Annotated in this window: 21 protein-coding genes; 2 read left to right on the top strand and 19 right to left on the bottom strand. The window is 58.5% G+C overall.

Annotated elements, in window-relative coordinates; all coding sequences use genetic code 11:
- The 8 genes from KBF66_RS09165 to KBF66_RS09130 form a co-directional block, all read right to left on the bottom strand.
- A partial coding sequence (locus tag KBF66_RS09165) for a SulP family inorganic anion transporter (RefSeq protein ID WP_296655398.1) occupies positions 1 to 1,466 on the bottom strand: 1,466 nt, incomplete at its 3' end.
- 116 nt (positions 1,467 to 1,582) lie between these two features.
- Entirely contained in the window at positions 1,583 to 2,650 is a 1,068-nt protein-coding gene (locus tag KBF66_RS09160; protein ID WP_296655384.1) for a chemotaxis response regulator protein-glutamate methylesterase, read from the bottom strand.
- An 11-nt stretch (positions 2,651 to 2,661) separates the two neighbouring features.
- Positions 2,662 to 3,336, bottom strand: a complete 675-nt coding sequence (cheD, locus tag KBF66_RS09155; protein ID WP_296655394.1) for a chemoreceptor glutamine deamidase CheD — start codon at positions 3,334 to 3,336, stop codon at positions 2,662 to 2,664.
- 60 nt (positions 3,337 to 3,396) lie between these two features.
- Positions 3,397 to 4,260 (bottom strand): CheR family methyltransferase, encoded by an 864-nt coding sequence (locus KBF66_RS09150; RefSeq protein ID WP_296655383.1) that lies wholly within the window; start codon positions 4,258 to 4,260, stop codon positions 3,397 to 3,399.
- Positions 4,261 to 4,277: 17 nt separating this feature from the next.
- A complete protein-coding gene (locus KBF66_RS09145) occupies positions 4,278 to 4,757 on the bottom strand; it encodes a chemotaxis protein CheW (RefSeq protein WP_296655381.1) in 480 nt (159 codons plus the stop codon).
- 35 nt (positions 4,758 to 4,792) lie between these two features.
- On the bottom strand, positions 4,793 to 6,967 hold the full coding sequence (locus tag KBF66_RS09140; RefSeq protein WP_296655376.1) for a chemotaxis protein CheW: 2,175 nt from the start codon (positions 6,965 to 6,967) through the stop codon (positions 4,793 to 4,795).
- A 46-nt stretch (positions 6,968 to 7,013) separates the two neighbouring features.
- Positions 7,014 to 7,376: a response regulator gene (locus KBF66_RS09135; RefSeq protein ID WP_296655373.1), complete on the bottom strand. Its 363-nt coding sequence runs from the start codon at positions 7,374 to 7,376 to the stop codon at positions 7,014 to 7,016.
- 37 nt (positions 7,377 to 7,413) lie between these two features.
- The gene (locus KBF66_RS09130; protein WP_296655391.1) at positions 7,414 to 7,854 is read right to left on the bottom strand and encodes a hypothetical protein; all 441 of its coding nucleotides are present in this window, start codon (positions 7,852 to 7,854) and stop codon (positions 7,414 to 7,416) included.
- A gap of 73 nt (positions 7,855 to 7,927) precedes the next feature.
- Between KBF66_RS09130 and KBF66_RS09125 the strand changes: the two genes are divergently transcribed.
- Positions 7,928 to 9,061 (top strand): histidine kinase, encoded by a 1,134-nt coding sequence (locus tag KBF66_RS09125; protein WP_296655371.1) that lies wholly within the window; start codon positions 7,928 to 7,930, stop codon positions 9,059 to 9,061.
- The gene (locus tag KBF66_RS09120; protein ID WP_296655369.1) at positions 9,039 to 9,668 is read left to right on the top strand and encodes a response regulator transcription factor; all 630 of its coding nucleotides are present in this window, start codon (positions 9,039 to 9,041) and stop codon (positions 9,666 to 9,668) included. Before KBF66_RS09125 ends, KBF66_RS09120 begins: the two co-directional genes overlap by 23 nt.
- Positions 9,669 to 9,673: 5 nt before the next feature.
- Here KBF66_RS09120 and fliR read toward each other — a convergent pair whose 3' ends face one another.
- The 11 genes from fliR to KBF66_RS09065 all read right to left on the bottom strand — a co-directional run bounded on the left by fliR (position 9,674) and on the right by KBF66_RS09065 (position 18,133).
- The gene (fliR, locus tag KBF66_RS09115; RefSeq protein ID WP_296655367.1) at positions 9,674 to 10,441 is read right to left on the bottom strand and encodes a flagellar biosynthetic protein FliR; all 768 of its coding nucleotides are present in this window, start codon (positions 10,439 to 10,441) and stop codon (positions 9,674 to 9,676) included.
- A gap of 12 nt (positions 10,442 to 10,453) precedes the next feature.
- Complete coding sequence (gene fliQ, locus KBF66_RS09110; RefSeq protein WP_296655365.1) at positions 10,454 to 10,723, bottom strand: flagellar biosynthesis protein FliQ; 270 nt, start codon at positions 10,721 to 10,723, stop codon at positions 10,454 to 10,456.
- Positions 10,724 to 10,732: 9 nt separating this feature from the next.
- Positions 10,733 to 11,482, bottom strand: a complete 750-nt coding sequence (gene fliP / locus KBF66_RS09105) for a flagellar type III secretion system pore protein FliP (protein ID WP_296655362.1) — start codon at positions 11,480 to 11,482, stop codon at positions 10,733 to 10,735.
- Positions 11,479 to 11,784 carry a flagellar biosynthetic protein FliO gene (locus tag KBF66_RS09100; RefSeq protein WP_296655387.1) on the bottom strand — a complete coding sequence of 102 codons (306 nt, stop codon included), beginning with the start codon at positions 11,782 to 11,784 and terminating at the stop codon, positions 11,479 to 11,481. The genes fliP and KBF66_RS09100 overlap by 4 nt, the downstream gene beginning before the upstream one ends.
- A gap of 6 nt (positions 11,785 to 11,790) precedes the next feature.
- Entirely contained in the window at positions 11,791 to 12,225 is a 435-nt protein-coding gene (gene fliN, locus KBF66_RS09095; protein ID WP_296655357.1) for a flagellar motor switch protein FliN, read from the bottom strand.
- Positions 12,215 to 13,219 (bottom strand): flagellar motor switch protein FliM, encoded by a 1,005-nt coding sequence (gene fliM, locus KBF66_RS09090; protein ID WP_296655355.1) that lies wholly within the window; start codon positions 13,217 to 13,219, stop codon positions 12,215 to 12,217. Before fliM ends, fliN begins: the two co-directional genes overlap by 11 nt.
- An 18-nt stretch (positions 13,220 to 13,237) precedes the next feature.
- A complete protein-coding gene (locus tag KBF66_RS09085) occupies positions 13,238 to 13,831 on the bottom strand; it encodes a flagellar basal body-associated FliL family protein (RefSeq protein ID WP_296655353.1) in 594 nt (197 codons plus the stop codon).
- A gap of 111 nt (positions 13,832 to 13,942) precedes the next feature.
- Positions 13,943 to 15,547, bottom strand: coding sequence for a flagellar hook-length control protein FliK (locus tag KBF66_RS09080; RefSeq protein WP_296655350.1), 1,605 nt, complete (start codon positions 15,545 to 15,547; stop codon positions 13,943 to 13,945).
- Positions 15,544 to 16,008: a flagellar export protein FliJ gene (gene fliJ / locus KBF66_RS09075; protein ID WP_296655348.1), complete on the bottom strand. Its 465-nt coding sequence runs from the start codon at positions 16,006 to 16,008 to the stop codon at positions 15,544 to 15,546. The genes KBF66_RS09080 and fliJ overlap by 4 nt, the downstream gene beginning before the upstream one ends.
- A gap of 24 nt (positions 16,009 to 16,032) precedes the next feature.
- A complete protein-coding gene (gene fliI / locus KBF66_RS09070) occupies positions 16,033 to 17,451 on the bottom strand; it encodes a flagellar protein export ATPase FliI (RefSeq protein ID WP_296655346.1) in 1,419 nt (472 codons plus the stop codon).
- The gene (locus KBF66_RS09065; protein ID WP_296655343.1) at positions 17,438 to 18,133 is read right to left on the bottom strand and encodes a flagellar assembly protein FliH; all 696 of its coding nucleotides are present in this window, start codon (positions 18,131 to 18,133) and stop codon (positions 17,438 to 17,440) included. The genes fliI and KBF66_RS09065 overlap by 14 nt, the downstream gene beginning before the upstream one ends.

Raw genomic sequence — 18,133 nt, 5'->3', positions numbered from 1 at the left:
ACCGGCTCTGCACTCACCACCAACCAGCGCACCGGACTTGCGGAGTCTGCAACAGCATCCAGCACATGATCGCGAAACAACTCGGCATTGGCGAAAAACAGTGGTGCATCCCAGCGGAACAACACCAAACCGGGTATCCTGCGCGCATCCGGATAGCGCGTGATGTCGTGGTACCCCTTGACACCCTCGACCCGCCCCAATACCGCGAAATGCGGCCGCCACCCGTCCCACAAAAACTCGATGACCGCAATCACGATGGCCAGTCCAATGCCTTCGATAGCGCCTAAAACCGCAACACCCGCAGTGCAACCGATGGACAGCCAGAACTCCCAGCGCTGGATACGGTAAATCCGGCGCAAATCTTTGACCTCGATCAGCGCCAGCGCCGATGCGATCACGACGGCAGACAGTGCAGCGAGCGGCAGGTTCTTGAGCAAATCAGGTGTGATCAACAGAAGGCTCGCCACCGCCACCGCGCCGACCATACCAGCCAATTGAGTTCTCGCACCAGCCGCTTCGGCCACTGGTGTCCGCGATGCACTTGCACTCACGGGAAAACCCTGAAAGAGGCCCGCAACCAGGTTCGCCACGCCCAGCCCTATCATCTCCTGATTCGGGTCGACCGAGGTCCGTGCACGCGCAGCATACGCGCGCGACAAGACACTGGTGTCGGCAAAAGACACCAGCGCGATCGCCAATCCTCCCAGGAACACCGGCCCAATATCGTGGACAGTAATCCAGGGAAGGACGGGTGCAGGCAGCCCTGGCGGCAGCTCGCCAAGGACCTGCACCTTGGCCAGAGTGGCAAGATCGAACACAGAAACAATCACCGTGGCACCCATCACGGCCATCAGAATCCCGGGGAGCTGTTTGTAGCGCCTGAGCCACATCATCACGGCCAAGGTGCCCAAGCCGAGGGACAAGGCCATCAGGTTGGTCCTGCCGTCACTGATTGCATCCAGCAGCGCCTGATTTTTTTCCAACAACCCGTCACCCTGTACCCGGACACCCAGCAGTGCTGGCAGTTGGCTGACCAATACGGTCAGCGCGATGCCATTCATGTATCCATAACGGATGGGTTTGGACAGCAGTTCGGTCACGAAACCCAAACGAGCCCCCCCGGCGATAATGCACAGGACACCACAGACAACCGCCATCATCCCGGCCAAAGCCATGGCGCGTTGCGGCACACCTGCCGAAAGGGGCAACACAACACCCAGAATGAGTGCCGCCAGCGATGAGTCGGGTCCGAGCACCAGCACCCGACTGGGTCCGAACAGGGCATAAGCCAGCAATCCGAAAATCGTCGCATAGAGGCCAGAAACAGCGGGCAAACCCGACGCGACTGCATAGGCAATACCGACGGGAACCAGCACCGTGGTCAGAACCAGACCCGCCACAAAGTCATGGCGCAGCCATTCCATCTGATACTGGCTCAGCACGTTCACGCCCGGCAGCCACCGCATCCAGCCGACCACGGGAGTGGAGCGTACGATGCGCACCGTACCCCCGGGCTCCGGCAGAAGCGGTGAAGGTGTCACATCATTCATGAAATCTTCAGTGCCTTGAGAACCACCCCGGATCAACGGACACGCGCGGTTTTCTTGATCAATGCACCCGCAATCTCGGCAAGGGGCAGCACTTCATCGGCTGCATCATGCAAAATGGCCTCGCGGGGCATCCCAAAAACCACACACGAGGCTTCGTCCTGAACGAAGTTGTAGCTACCCGCCTCGCGCATCTCGCGCATGGCGGCAGCACCATCGTCGCCCATTCCGGTCAGCATCACCCCAATGGCGTTGGCACCAACCAAACTGGCAGCGGAGCGAAACAGAACCTCTACCGACGGTCGATGCCGGTTCACCAGTTCGCCGTCTTCCACCGACGCAACGAGACCTTGGGCACTGCGACGCAGTCGAAGGTGATACCCCCCCGGCGCGATATAGACATGCCCAGGCTGGATACGGTCACCGTCGGCCGCCTCTTTGACACTCAATGCACACAGGTCATGCAGACGAGCCGCAAAACTTGCCGTAAAGCCAGGAGGCATATGCTGGGTGATGAGCACGGGCGGAAAAGCCTCCGGCAAACGCACCAGAATTTCCCGAATGGCCTCGGTGCCACCGGTGGAGGCTCCAATGAACACCACACAGGCAGGGGCGAAACCGCTGGCGCTGGCGCGCAAGGGTGATTCGGTGGCCTGCGCGCTGCCCACACCCTCATGCAGCGCGACAACCCGGCGCTTGATGTGGGCCTTGCTCGCAATACGCAACTTCTCGACAAACTGGCTGGCCAGCAGATTCATGCCGCCCGCCAGGTCAAATCGCGGTTTGGGCAAAAAATCTACTGCCCCCAATTCCAGCGCCCGCATGGTCACGGCAGCGCCACGTTCGGTCAGCGTGGACACCATGACCACGGGTGTTGGACGCAAACGCATCAAGCGTTCCAGAAAATCCAGCCCATCCATGCGCGGCATTTCGACATCCAGCGTCACGACATCGGGGTTGAGTTCGCGGATCATGCCCCGCGCCACCAGCGGGTCGCAAGCAGTCCCAATGCACTCCATATCGGATTGGCGATTGATGATTTCCTTGAGCAGACTGCGCACCAGCGCAGAGTCATCCACCACCAAAACCCGAATCTTGTTCACAGCCCCTACCTTCAAAACAGGTCCACAGAACCACCCGAGGTCGATTTCACAACCGCAAGTACGCTGCCCTTGCGTTCTTCAACAACCAGGTTCTCTGGATGCGCATGTGCCAAGCGTTTGACCAGCGCTTTGCCTGTGACCGGGAAAAAGCAGACTTTTCGAGGGTGAATGTCCAATACGTCCTGTGAAACCACCGGAATTTTTTCAGTTGCCAGATAGTCCAGAACAAACTGGGTATTGCGCTCACCGACATTCATCGACGTGAACCCGGCCATGACCTGTGCGCCACCAAACACCTTGGCTTGCATGAACTCGCGCCGTGCGCCGGTCTTGAGCAGCTGATTGATCAACAGTTCCATGGCATAAGAGCCATAGCGGCCGCCGCCATCGCTGGCATCTCCCTCGGGTAGCATGAAATGATTCATGCCGCCGGCACGAGCTCTTGAATCCCAGATACAAGCAGCGATACACGAGCCCAACACCGTGGTGATCATCATGTCGTCCAGCGACACAAAATACTCACCTGGCAATACCTTGACGGAGTCGTACTGAAACTGCTGATCGCGAAAGAAAAAACTGGCTTCACCGGGACTGCGAGGAGCAGCCTTGAAGCGATCCAGACGCGACAACACAGTGCTGGCCGGTCGTACAGCGCGATCAACAGCGCCATTGGCCGCCGTATCCATCACCGGGTCGCTCCAGGGCCGACCTGCAACCACGATCCGGCAGACAAAGACATCTCGACCTTATCGCCGCTCATACACGGTCTTGCCTTTCAGTACAAATAGATCACGTGACTCCGTGAAATTTTCCGCATGGCCAACAAACAACAATCCGCCTGGAGACATGACGCGATGAATGCGCTCGAGCACACGACGCTGGGTCGGGTTGTCAAAGTAGATCATGACGTTTCGACAGAACACCACGTCAAACAATTTGCGAAAAGGCCAATCGTCACGGATCAGGTTGATCACCATGAATTCGATGAACTTCTTGTACTCCGGCTTGATCCGGACCATGCCCTGATTGCCCGCTTTGCCTCGCTGAAAAAAAAGCTGCAACTGCGAATCGACAACATTCTTGAGATCATCCAGGCGGTAGACCCCCTGGGCCGCCGTTGCAAGCACCTTGGAGTCAATGTCGCTCGCCACAATCGACAGATCCGCGCGTTGCCCCAAAGCCTGCAAGGATGTCATCAGTATGGAATAGGGCTCTTCGCCCGTGGAGGATGCCGCACACCAGATTCGCCAGTCTTTCCCGGTCGATTGCGACAGCAAAAAATCGCGCAGGAGCCCAAAATGATGCTGTTCCCGAAAAAACGAGGTCAGGTTAGTCGTCAGCGCGTTGATGAATTCTTGCCATTCAGCGCTTTCCGACGCCTCCAGCCAGTTCAGGTAATCACTGAAACTGTTGTGACCGGTTTCGCGCAGACGCCGGGACAGCCGGCTGTACACCATGGCGTGCTTGCCATCATGCAAACTGATGCCGGCACGGCGATAAATCAGATCCTGTACCCGTACAAAATCGGTGTCTGACCACGCAAACTCCCGACCGCGCATGTCGGAAACATCGCCGTTCTGCTGGAGTCTGGCTGCTTGAGTGACTGACATTGCATCCTTGCAGACGGTCAGCCAGCATCGCTGACCAGACCCATGTCATCCCCAGACATCAACTTTTCAATATCCAGAAGAATCAGCATGCGTTCACCCACCGAACCTAGTCCAAGCACCGCATCCGAGTCGATGACACTGTCAACCTCGGGAGCGGTCTGATAGTTTTCCGGCATCAGGCCCATCACGTCACTGACCGAATCAACCACGATGCCGACGATACGTTGACGCAGATTCAGGATGATCACCACGGTAAAGCTGTCATATTCGGCCTTGGCGCAATTGAACTTCAGCCGCATATCCACAATGGGCACAATCGTGCCCCGCAAATTGATGACCCCTTTGATGAAAGACGGGGCGTTGGCAATCCGGGTGGGCGATTCATAACCTCGGATCTCCTGAACTTTCAGGATATCGATCCCATATTCTTCACGATCGAGTCGGAAGGTCAGATATTCACGATTGGTTGCGCTCGCGGCGTCATTGCTCTTTTCCATGCCTATTGCCTTTCCATTGTCCTGATCGGGTGGCCTCAGTGCCGTGACCGGCGCACCAGTGCGCCAGTGTCAAGAATGAGTGCCACCTTGCCATCCCCCAGAATCGTGGCCCCGGACACGTTGGACACCTTCCGGTAATTGGATTCCAGATTCTTGACGACGACTTGTTGTTGACCCAGCAGTTCATCGACCAGCAGCACCACCCGGCTGCCCTCGGCCTCTATGACCACCATGATGTCGCTGACCTTCTCGGAGCCATAGCGCGGCACCTGGAAAACTTTCTCGAGCTCAATGACCGGCATGTACTCGTCGCGAACCTTGACCAGTTGCGCCCCTTGACCAACGGTACTTACCGCATCCGGCTTCACCTGGAACGACTCGACCACCGAGGACAATGGCAGGATGTACACCTCGTTGCCGACCCCGACTGACATGCCATCCATGATGGCCAGCGTGAGCGGCAAGCGCACCGACACTTTCATTCCGTAACCTTCAGTGGACTCGATATCCACCGTGCCGTTCAGCGAAGTGATGTTGCGCTTGACGACGTCCATGCCAACGCCACGCCCGGAGACGTCAGTGACCACCTCGGCAGTTGAAAATCCGGGGGCAAAGATCAGCTGCCACACCTCAGCATCGGTCATTTGGTCCGATACGTCCAGACCTCGTTCACGCGCCTTCGACAGAATCTTTTCTCTTGACATGCCTTTGCCATCATCACGCACCTCAATCACGATCGATCCACCTTGATGGGCTGCAGACAGGGTAATCGTGCCCATTTCAGGCTTGCCCGCGCGCAAACGGTCCCCGGGCATCTCGATCCCGTGATCACAACTGTTGCGTACCAGATGGGTCAGGGGATCGGTGATTTTCTCCACCAACCCTTTGTCAAGCTCAGTGGCTTCGCCCTGGGTCTGGAAGTCGACCTTTTTACCCAGCTTGCTGGCAAGGTCGCGCAGCATGCGCGGGAAGCGGCTGAACACGATGGACATTGGAATCATCCGGATCGACATCACAGACTCTTGCAGGTCCCGCGTGTTGCGGTCAAGATCAGTCAGGCCGGTGAGCAATTGCTGGTACACCGCCGGGTCAAGTCCACGGCTGTTCTGTGCCAGCATGGCCTGCGTGATCACCAGTTCACCCACCAGGTTGATCAGTTGATCCACCTTGCTGATCGCCACCCGGATGGTGGCGGCCTCAGGCTGTGCGGCTGAGGCGGCCGCAGCGGGCTTCGCCCCGGCCCGCGCCACAGCGCTTGCGGTCTCCGCGACCATGGCGGCCACCACAGGCGCCTCAGGTGCTGCCCGGGTCCCCGGAGCGCCCGGTGCGCCATCAAAAAAACCGAACCCTGCCGCCGCCTCAGCCCCTGATGGTGCAGCCGCAGCCGCTGGCACCGGTGCAGGCGTGGCAGCCGGCAAAGCCGGCACTTCATCTGCCTCTTCCTGGATCAACACCTGCTCACGTGACACATGAAAGGCAAACAGATCCAACAGATCCTCGTTGGTCGAGGTCGTCTCGACAAAAAACTCCCGCCTGCTGGCATCATTGCACGGCAAACTCTTGATCTGCCCCAAACCCGGAATATCCCGAAAAAGCTCCTGAATGGCGTTGCCCTCTTCAGCATGCACCACCTTGCTGATCGTGATGTTGAGTCGCCTGGGACCGCTGGAAACCGACTTTTCAACAGGGCCAGACGGTGCGACAGGAACCACTGCCGCAGCGGGCGGTGCGACCACCGCTGGCGTGGCGGGCTGCGCGGGTGCCTTGGCAACCGCTGCAACGGCTTCCCCCGCGACAATGGCGCGAATCCGCTGTACCAGATCAGCCGTCGGCAACGCCGTGCCTTCGCCGCCGGCCTGGTGCCGGGCCAACAGGCTGCGAGAGGCGTCGGCGGACTCCAGCAACACATCCACCATCACCGAAGTGGGTTGCAGTTCGTGACGGCGCAAGCGGTCAAGCAACGACTCCATCTGGTGGGTCAACTCGGCGACATCCGAAAAACCGAAGGTGGCCGCACCGCCCTTGACCGAGTGTGCACAACGAAAAATCCCGTTGAGCTCTTCGTCGTCTGCGGTCTGCAAATTCAAGTTGAGCAGCATCTGCTCCATCAAGTCCAGGTTTTCGCCAGCCTCTTCAAAGAAGATCTGATAAAACTGACTTAAATCAAAATCTGCCCCAGAGCCACCCGTCTCATGATGTACTTCAGCCATATAAATCTCCTGCTTGCTATCGGGCGTTCAAACGTCCAAATGTGTCTTACTTGATAACTTTCTTGATGACTTCTATCAACCGTTCCGGATCAAAGGGTTTGACGAGCCATCCCGTAGCGCCTGCAGCCCGCCCCGCCTGCTTCATCAAATCGCTGGATTCAGTGGTCAACATCAGGATCGGGACCGCCTTGAACTGAGGACTTTCACGCAAGCGGCGTGTCAAACCCAACCCGTCAAGCCGGGGCATATTCTGATCGGTCAGCACCAAATCAAAATTCTGGGTTTGCGCTTTTTCGATGGCATCGACGCCATCCACAGCCTCCACAACCTGATAGCCAGCGCCAACCAGCGTGAATGACACCATCTTGCGCATCGACGGAGAATCATCAACCGTGAGTATTACTGGCATGAACAAGCTCCGACAATTTCAAATACCGACCTAAACATCAAAACAACTCAACCGATCCGGCCTGCATTTCATCCTGCGTCACCGGGTTTGGCCGATCCGGAACATCTTCGACAAACGGCACAGCCTCACCGTCATCCTGACCCATCGCGTCAGCAGCCAGACGGTAGGCACATCCTTGCAGAACTTTGGAGGTGTGCACGATCAATTGTGATGCCATGTCCTGAAACTGCAATTCCGTGACGGCCGAGTGCAGCGCACGACGCACGCTTTGCAGGTCCTCCAGATCCGCGAGCGCCGGGGAAGCGAGGTTCTTACTCGCCGTCTCGAAACGTTGCATCAATTTTTCCATGGCATGGACCAGCAGACCGTCCAACCGATTCAAGTCATGCACAACAACCAGCAGTGAATCCTGAACTTCTGCGACTAACATGACAGGCAACTTGACCGTTGGCGTTGAAAATGTCGGCTCAGGAGGCATTTGGGTTCCACTCTCAGCTAAATTCATCGCAAAGCAAAGCACTTTGGTACTGCAAACAATCATAGCGCCAATCATGACAGACCGACAGGAAACACCAGCTCGTTTGTGCATTTTGCACCTTGAGGACTCTGAGCAGGACCACTGGCTCGTCAAGCGCGAGCTGGGCAAGCTGCATGAAACACTGCATCTGCAGCGCGTTGAAACGCTGGATGGCTTCGCTGACGCGCTCAACGGCCAGACTTTCCAGTTGATTCTTGCGGACTACCGACTCGCCGGGTTCACCGCACTGGACGCCTGGACACTGATGCAAAAAAGCGGGGTGCGCGTACCATTTGTGCTGCTTTCCGGTGCGATTGGCGAGACCGCTGCCGTTGAAGCCATCAAAGCGGGGATTGCCGACTACCTGCCCAAATCAGATCTGGGCAAACTCCGGCACGTGGTGCAACGTGCCATCGAAATGCACAAGGTGATTCTGTCCAAGGAGCAAGCCGACCACGAACTGTTGCTCTCGGAGAACCGATTGGCCCGTCTGGCCGAACACCTGCAAGACACGATTGAACAGGAGCGCGCGGCCATTGCTCGAGAGATTCATGACGACATCGGAGGGTCACTGGCCGCGATCCGCTTCGATCTATCGTGGATCGCCCGGCATAACCCGGACGCAGAAACCCAATCGCACGTGACCTCAGCCACCTCGATGCTGCAGCATGCCATACAAGCCAGCCAGCGCATCATGCGAAATCTGCGCCCCGCGATTCTTGACCAAGGGCTGGCGGCTGCGCTCAGCTGGCTGGTGGAGGATTTCATGCGCCGGACCCGCCTGGAAGCCAGTTTGAATTCACCGGTCAACCTCGATCATCTGAGCAAGGCTGTCCAACTGGTGGCCTATCGCACCGCACAGGAGGCGTTGACCAATATCTCCAAACATGCCCAATGCAGCAAAGTGAAGGTGGATGTCTCCAGTGACGATCAGGTACTGACCCTGGAAGTGGCTGACAATGGCAAAGGTGCATCCGCCCTTGACCTGGCAAAAGCGCAGAGTTTTGGCATTCGGGGCCTGAAAGAGCGCGCCAAAACCGTGGGTGGCTGGCTCGATGTCAGTTCCCGCTTTGGAGCTGGCCTGGCCATCACGCTCACCATTCCCTTGACCGACGCCGCAGACCCACTACAGGAGCACTCACCCGATGATCAAAGTAATTTTGTGTGACGACCATGCCATGATCCGCCGCGGCATTCGTGACACCTTGGCTGAAGCGGTCGATATTCAGGTCACTGCGGAGACGGGCAGCTACGCCGAGGTACGCGAAGCCATCCGCACCCATCCCTGCGATGTGTTGTTGCTCGATATCAACTTACCCGGGCGCGGCGGACTCGAAGTGCTGGCCAGCCTGCATGAGAGTGACTCCCCGATCAAGGTCCTGATGGTGTCGATGTACCCTGAAGACCAGTACGCCATACGATGTCTCAAGGCTGGCGCTCAGGGCTACCTGAACAAGGCGGGTGACCCTGCCGACCTCATCACCGCCGTCCGCACCGTGGCGCAGGGGCGCAAGTACGTCACCGCCGGTGTGGCTCAAATGCTGGTCGACAACCTCAGCGCCCCGGAAAGCACCAGTCTGCATGCCAGCTTGTCAGAACGGGAGCTGCAGACCCTGCTCAAGATTGCGTCTGGCAAACGCCTGTCTGACATCGCCCAAGAGCTGATGCTCAGCCCCAAAACCGTGAGTGTCTACCGTTCCCGGGTGCTTGAGAAGCTCAAGCTGACCAACAATTCGGAGCTGACCGTGTACGCCATTCGCAACGGTCTGGTATAGCGGAGTCAATTGACAGAAAAAATATCGATGGCACGTGTCATCAAGGCGAGAAACGGTTCGTCCAGCATCGGCAGGGTCACCGCCATACCGACCAGGCCGACTGTCAGGGTGATCGGGAAACCAATCGCATAGATGTTCATCTGGGGGGCCACCCGCGAAACAATGCCCAAGGCCATATTGGCGAACATCAACATCCCCACCAAGGGCAGTGCGATCCACAAACCACTGGCGAACAGGTCGACCCCCAGCTCAAGAATCTTCATGCTCTTGAGCGCCTCCAGAAAGTTCTGGTCAACCGGAAACGCGCTGAAACTCTTGATGACCGCCATCAACAACAACAAATGCCCGTTCATCACGATAAACATGAAAGTGGCCATTTGGCCAAAAAACCGCGCCACTGCGCTCGACTGTGTGTTCATGGATGGATCAAAGAACGATGCAAAACTCAGACCCATCTGGAATCCGATCACCTCGCCACCCAACTCAACCGCAGCAAAAACCACCCGAACCACAAACCCGATCGCCAGACCAACCGCCACCTGCTGAAAAACTGCGCCCAAGGCGTCCGCGCCGGTGATGCTGATGGTCGGTTGTGTACCCAGGAAAGGCTGGGCTGCCACCGCCACGAACAGCGCCAGCCCGATGCGCGCGCGAATGGGAAATGCCCGCGAAGAAAACACCGGGGCTGCGGTGAACAGCGCCAGCACACGTAAAAAGGGCCAGATCACGGGTGACAACCAGGTCACCAACTGTGCTTCGGTGAAGGTAATCACCGTGCCACCAATTTACATGACCGAGGCAGGAATGGCCTCGATGGTTCGACGGACATATTCAACCAGGGTGGCCAGCATCCACGGCCCGGCCAATGCGAACACCGCCATGGCGGCAATCAGTTTGGGCACAAACGCCAGCGTCGCCTCATTGATCTGGGTCACTGCCTGGAACAAACTCACCACCAGGCCGACGACCAGCACCGTGCCCAAAACGGGTGTCGAAATCATCAGCATCATCCACAGCGCGTCCTGGCCGATCGTCAAAACCAATTGCGAATTCATGCGTTCTCCTCAGGTGAAAAAACTGGCGGCCAACGAACCCATCAACAGGTTCCAGCCATCGGCGAGCACAAAGATCATCAACTTGAAAGGCAAGGCCACCAGCACCGGGGACAACATCATCATGCCCAGCGACATCAAGACACTGGCGACCACAATATCAATCACCAGAAACGGGATGAAGATCATGAAACCAATCTGAAAGGCCGACTTGAGCTCACTCGTGACAAACGCCGGAATCAGCACCCGCATGGGCGCGCTGTCGGCTGTGGTGGCGATGTCCAGTTTGGCCAGTTTCACAAAAAGGGCCAGATCGGACTGCCTGGTTTGCTTGCTCATGAAGGCCCGCATGGGAGCCTCGGCCCGCTGCAAGGCCTGCTCGAACGGCAAGCTATTGTTGTTGTACGGGACATAGGCGTCTTCATACACCCGGTCCAGCGTTGGCCCCATGACAAACAGCGTCAAAAACAGGGACAGGCCCACAATGACCTGATTGGGTGGCACCGATTGGGTACCTAGCGCCTGCCGCAACAAGGACAGGACGATCACAATGCGGGTAAAGCCGGTCATCATCAACAAGATCGCCGGCAGAAACGACAAGGCGGTGAAAAAAAGCAGGGTCTGAACCGGGACTGAAAAGCTCATGCCCGAGGCACCCGTGCCCATCAACAGCGGCAACTGCGCGTTGCCCTGCGCCAACACCACCACCGGTGCCAGCAACACACCAGCGCTGCCCCATCGCCGGAAGTTGCCCCAACTCATAAAGGTTCAACCGGCACCAGAGACGGACTCGAAGGCTGGATCAAAGGCACAGGGGCCGTATGCAAACAGGTGATGGACTGCCCTGTCACCCCCAGCGTCAGCCAGGTACGGGAACCTTCTGGCCCTACCTCAACGGTGACCACCCGCTGATGGGGTCCCACCCCGACGGCAGAGACAATGCGGATGGGGGTTCCACCCTGGCCAGCCACCACCCCCAAGCGACGCTGCAGCCACTTGAGCCCAACCGGGATCAGCGCCAAAAACAGAACAAAAAAACCAATCACCCACCAGGTTTGCGACATATCCACTCAGCCCTTGCTGACCCGGCGCAGGCGCTCAGAAGGAGTCACCACATCGGTCAGGCGAATACCGAACTTGTCATTCACCACAACCACTTCACCTTGCGCAATCAGATACCCGTTCACTAGAACATCCATGGGTTCACCCGCAAGGGCGTCAAGCTCAACCACCGAACCCTGCCCGAGCTGGAGAATGTGTTTGATCGGGACCTTGGTGCGCCCCAGTTCCACCGACAACAGCACGGGGATATCCAGCACCCGGTTGATGTCATTGATCTGAGCATCACTCGCACCACCGCCCGACGCAAATGATCGGTTCGTATCACCAGTCAGCACACCACCAGGCTCCACCCCACCGGCGGGCTCTGCACTTTTTTGCTCCAACAAGGCCTCAGCCCAGTCGGCCAAGCCATCGTCTTCGGCGGGCTTGTCGTCATTTGCCATGTCGTTCACCTTTCCAGTTGAGGTCATTGCCACGCAGGCATCGCTCGATTTTCAATGCATATTTGGCATTATGTGTACCGTACTGGCACTCAAATATGGGCACACCGTCGACCGTGGCCTGAACACGCGGCTGCCGGTCGAGTTCAATGAAGTCACCTGGTTTCATCGCCAGCAATTGTTCAATGGTGGCGTCGGCATGGGCCAGCTCGGCCACCAGAACCACTTCAGCCGCCTGAATTTCCTGGGTCAGCACGTTCACCCATCGCCGATCCACCTCGATGGAGTCGCCTTGGGTGGACGAGTACAACACATCACGAATCGGCTCCAGTGTGGCATAAGGGAAACAAAAGTGGATAGCGCCGGTGATTTCGCCAATTTCCAGCTGAAACGAGGTGGACACCACGATCTCGCTGGGTGTTGCAATGTTGGCAAACTGGGGCTGCATCTCGGAGCGCTGGTAATCCAGCTCCAGCGGATAGATGCCCACCCAGGCTTTCTTGTACTCATCGGTGATCACATCCACCATGCGATTGATCACACGCTGCTCGGTGGCCGAAAAATCACGCCCTTCGATGCGGGTCTGGAACTTGCCAATGCCGCCGTAGAGGGACTCGATGACACCAAACACCAGTGCCGGCTCACACACCACCAAGCCGCTGCCGCGCAGTGGCCGGATCGCCACGATGTTGAAGTTGGTTGGCACAGCCAGTTCCCGCAGGAAAGCGCTGTAGCGCTGAACCGTCACCGGTCCAACCGAAATCTCAGGGCTGCGACGGATGAAATTGAATAACCCGACCCGCAAATTACGCGCAAATCGTTCATTGACGATCTCCATCGTCGGCATACGGCCACGAACGATGCGCTCCTGACTGGAGATGTTGTAAGCACGTACCTCACCACTCTCGGCAACTTCTTCGGTCAGTTTTTGACTCTCACCCGTGACACCCTCAAGCAGGGCATCAACCTCTTCCTGGGATAAGAAAGACTCGCTCATGGCAATCGGATCAGACGCTCACTGAACGATCAGGCTCGAAAACAGTACCCCTAGCACCGGGAACTGCTTGACGACTTTTTTCTTGGCCTTCTTCTTGTCCGCCGTGGCCTCCTCCTCTTCGGCGCCACCGCCAAACGGCACCGACGTCTCGCGAAGAATGTCTTCAATGAGCTTTTGCTTGCCCTCGGCGGAAAGCAGCTCATCAGCGGTACGCTGCGACAGCAGCATCAGCACCCCGCTACGGATGGTGGGCATATAGGCTTTGACCGAGTCGGCAGCAGCAGCGTCACGCACCTCCAGCGTGATACCCACCTGCGCCACCCGCTCCCCGCCCGGATCGGCCAGGTTGAGCACCATGTTGTCCATGGGCAAGTACACCGGTGGCGCCTTGGCTTTGCCGTGATCGTCGGCGGCCGGAGTCGTGGCCGCCGCATGATCACCACCCTCTTCCGCAGCTGCAGCCGCTGCGGCTCGTTGTTTGCTGATATACAGGAAGGCACCGCCGCCCGCCAGAACCACCAGCAATACAGCAGCCACAATGATGATCAACATCTTCTTGCTTTTTGGCGCGGGTTTGGCAGCAGCTTCGGCCTCTTCAGGTTTGGTGGCCACGGTCTTTCCTTGGGTAAGTTAATCTGAGGGCATTATTGAGCATTCCAGCGCGATCAGCCGTTGAATCAGCCACGGAAAAACACCGCGTCAGTCCGCTTACCGAGTCTACCGTCAGACAAAGACGTCCAACGAACGTCCAACCGACAGATTTGCGTTGCGGCTGACCACCCCGCCAACGACCGGCTCCGCCTGGTTTGCCACCAGCTTGGCCTGCTGCCTGGACTGACGCCCGTCATCTGGAGCGTCCCGACGGCCAGACGAACCAATGGTCATACCTGCCAGTTGCAAACCCTGGCTTGATAAAAGCTCACGCAGCTGCGCATTGGCGGCCTCCAGCGCCCGGCGAATGTCGGGTTGATCGGTTCGGAAATCGACCAAAGCCTGATCACCCTGCAAAGAAATGCTGACCTCGACCACTTCCTCGCCCAGTCCTTCGAGCGTCAATTCAGCATTTTGCACACCGTGCGTCACCCAGTAGCTGACGGTTTCGGCAATGGCCGTGTCTGGCACCGCGGCCGCAGACGCTTCGATCTGGTAAGGTGCATCCGCTCGTGCACTCACCCCGGCCGTGGCGCCCATCGCGACATCAAAACCGGTGCCCGAACGACCACCCGCGAGCTTGCTGCCCGATCTGTCCCAAGCACGCACCATGCCATCACCCACCACCCCGGCAACCAGGGATGGGTTCACATCGGCGGCGACCTGGAGCTGCGGCACGGTCAGCGCGACACGCGACTCCCTGGTTTCAGTCGCCTGGTTGGGGTTCAGCATTGAAACCGATCTGACCCCTGCGGGGTGCGTTGCATGACGCACATCGGTCGACGTTGCCACACCTGCTGCGGGTACACCGGCCTGAAGTTCCAGAGTGCCAGCTGTCCCGGAGCCAGTAACTTGAGCCTGGGAATCAGCCGCCACCCATGCCGTGGCAACGGTCATTGCCGCCCGAGCCGTTTGCGGCCGGACCGACTCTGTCGCCACCCCAGCCTGCGCTGCCACGATCACGGCCTCGGCAGAAGCTGGTGCGACTGCCAGCGACGCAGCCCCACCCGCCTGGGTCGTCACCAGTACGTCAAGCTGCACTGATTGGGCGAGCTGCACTGGCTGGGCGAGCTGCACTGGCTGGGCAAGCTGCACTGGTTGGGCAAGCTGCACTGGTTGGGCAAGCTGCACTGGTTGGGCAAGCTGCACTGGTTGGGCAAGCTGCACTGGTTGGGCAAGCTGCACTGGTTGGGCAAGCTGCACTGGTTGGGCAAACTGCGGCGGTATATCGCTGGCGGCAATCGGACTATTCGACGGCGGCAGCGGTGTTGTGAATGCCGGGGTGATGGCCATCCCCCCGGCCGGGGTGGTTTGATTCGCTGCAGCCCCCACAAGCAAACTTCCAGCACCTTCATCTGACATAAACTTCATAGCATCAAATACTTGATGGTAAAGCGCTGGAGGTTGATTTCCTTCGTAAACCTGGGGATTGACCATGGGCCAGACAGGTGCCATCTGCGCTGGCACCGGCACCTCGCCGGCAGAGGCCAGCGTGGTGCCACCTGAGTCACCGTCCGTTGACCCATCCACCGCAGACAGCAACCCCATCATCATGGAGAACCCCCCCGCACCGTCAGCGCCAGATGCGTCCGCACGGCCAGGCCGTTTGCCAAACCGGCTGTCTGCGCCTGCCACTGCCTTGTGGTTGAGGGTGGTACTGCCTGATTCGATGCTCATGTCTGATTCTCCAGGTTGGCCCTGAGACGACGCTGCGTCTGCTGGGCCGCAAATTCATCCATCTGTTTCTGTTCCCGGCGCTGCATCAGCTTGCCATGTTCCAGTTCGCGTTGCTTCAAAACCTGTTTGAAGGCGGCCAGGCGCAACTCTGCCTGAACCACCGTCTGTTGCGCTGCCTCCACCCGGCGAGCAGAGTTGGCCAGCGCATCCTGCTGCAAAACAATCGCCTGACTCAGGCGCCCCATGAACTGATACTGATGGTGCAGCAACTCGGGGGTAGTGCTGCGCTGCGCACTTTGCATCCAGCGTTGATCGGTCTCTTGCGCGTACTGCTGCAACTGCTGCATCTGACCTTGAGCGAATCCGTGCGCTCGCTGCGTGGCTTGCAATTGTTTGAGCGCCTGATCGCGCTGCGTCGCGGCCAGGTCAATCGCAAGAACAAGGGCTCTGAAGGCGGACATGGTGTGAGTCTCGTTGGGATCAACTTAACGGGTTGGCTTGGCGGCGGCAAGTGCTGCGCGCATCGCCTGCAAACTGCCATCCATGTAGAACGCCTGCTGCATGTCCTGCTGCAAAAACTGCGCCATGGGCTCATGCAAGGCAATCGCTTCATCCATCTCGCGGTCCGAACCAGGCACATAAGCCCCGATCTGCACCAGGTCACGCCCTTTTTCGTAACGTGAATACACCGCCTTGAAACTTCTTGCCAATTCAAAATGCTCGGTGCTCACCACGTTGTGCATGACGCGCGAAGCCGACTGCTCCACATCAATGGCCGGAAAATGACCCGCCTCTGCCAAAGCCCGCGACAACACGATGTGCCCATCCAGAATGGCCCGCGCCGCGTCGGCGATCGGATCCTGCTGATCGTCACCCTCGGTCAACACCGTGTAGAACGCCGTGATCGAACCCACTCCGTTGAGCCCATTGCCGCTGCGTTCCACCAATTGTGGCAACTTGGAAAAGCAGGACGGCGGATACCCCTTGGTCGCCGGTGGTTCACCAATGGCCAGCGCAATCTCGCGCTGCGCCATGGCGTAACGGGTCAGTGAATCCATCAGCAGCAGCACATGTTTGCCTTTGTCACGAAAACTCTCGGCAATCGCGGTGGCGTAGGCCGCCCCTTGCATACGCAACAGCGGCGGCGCGTCGCCTGGCGCTGCCACCACCACCGAGCGGGCACGACCTTCTGGTCCCAGAATGTCCTCAATGAACTCTTTGACTTCGCGGCCGCGCTCACCAATGAGCCCCACCACAATCACATCGGCCCGGGTGTAACGCGCCATCATGCCCAACAAAACGCTCTTGCCTACACCAGAGCCGGCAAACAATCCCAGGCGCTGGCCGCGTCCCACCGTCAGCAGGGCGTTGATCGCGCGAATGCCGGTGTCCAGTGACTCACGCACCGGCGCGCGGTCCATGGCATTGATGGGTTTGCGATCCATCGGCACCGAAGACACTTCCTGGATCGGTCCGAGGTAGTCCATCGGTGCACCCTGCGCGTCCACCACGCGACCCAGCAGGCCGTCACCCAGCGGCAGACGCAACACCCCTTCACCAAAAATCCGGTCCTTTTGACGCCGCTCCCCCAGACGTGGTAAAGCGACGTAGGCAGGGGCAGGCTCGACCCTGGCACCACTTGACAGACCATGGACGTCACCTGCAGGCATCAAAAAAGCCCGGTCGTTTGAAAAGCCCACCACCTCAGCCAGAACCGGCGCCTGTGCTTTCATGGTGACCAGGCATTGCGAGCCCACGGGCACGCGAATGCCCACCGCCTCCAACACCAACCCGGTCAGTCGGGTCAAGGTGCCACGCACGGCCAGGTTATTGCCGGTGCGCACGCGCTTCTGCGCATCCGACAGAAAAGCTTGCCACCGTGGTGCAAGTTCAGCCTGGCTCATGTGACTCTCTCCATGCACTGCTCATTCCCAGGCGTCCGACGGCTTGCTGCCAGCGTTTGGGCAGGCTGGCATCAATCACGGTACCGGCAGACTCCAGCACACATCCACCTTGCTGCACCGTCGCATCGGCCCGCAAAGTCAGCGTCAGACCTGCAAAATCGGCGTGAATCTGTTCACCGAGTTCGATCAGGTCTGCCGGATTGAGTTTGACCACGGCGGTTTTGCAATCTGCGCCCAGCAGCTCCAGCGCCTCGCGCAGAACCGGCATGAGCACTTGCGTATTGACCGTCAGCTCCTGGTGCAAAACCTGCCGCGCCAGTTCGCTCGCCAGTTCAAGCACGCCCTGGGCCATGGCCTGCTCAGCCTCCATCAATTCGCTTTGCGCCGACTCAAACAAGCGTTGAAAGCGCGCGGCCGCATCCCTGGCTTGAGTCGCCAGGAATTCCTGCATTTGCAACTCCAGATCGGCTTGTGCCTGACGACGACCTTGCTCGATACCCTGGGTATAACCCTCTGCAAACCCTTGCTCCCGTGTCGAGGCAAGTTGTGCAGCACCCTCCTGGTCCTCTCGCGCTTTGGCCTGTGCTGCCAACAACTGGGCCGCGGTGTCGATTGCGCCAAAGTTCCATCGTTTGACAGCGTCGATCTCTTCGCCTGGAATGAACCGGTCGTAGTTGCGCAT

The sequence above is a fragment of the Rhodoferax sp. genome (assembly GCF_018063565.1).
In the GTDB taxonomy this organism is placed as follows: Bacteria; Pseudomonadota; Gammaproteobacteria; order Burkholderiales; family Burkholderiaceae_C; genus Rhodoferax.
The sequence above is the reverse complement of the archived record's forward strand: the minus strand, read 5'-3'. Positions and strand labels throughout refer to the sequence as shown.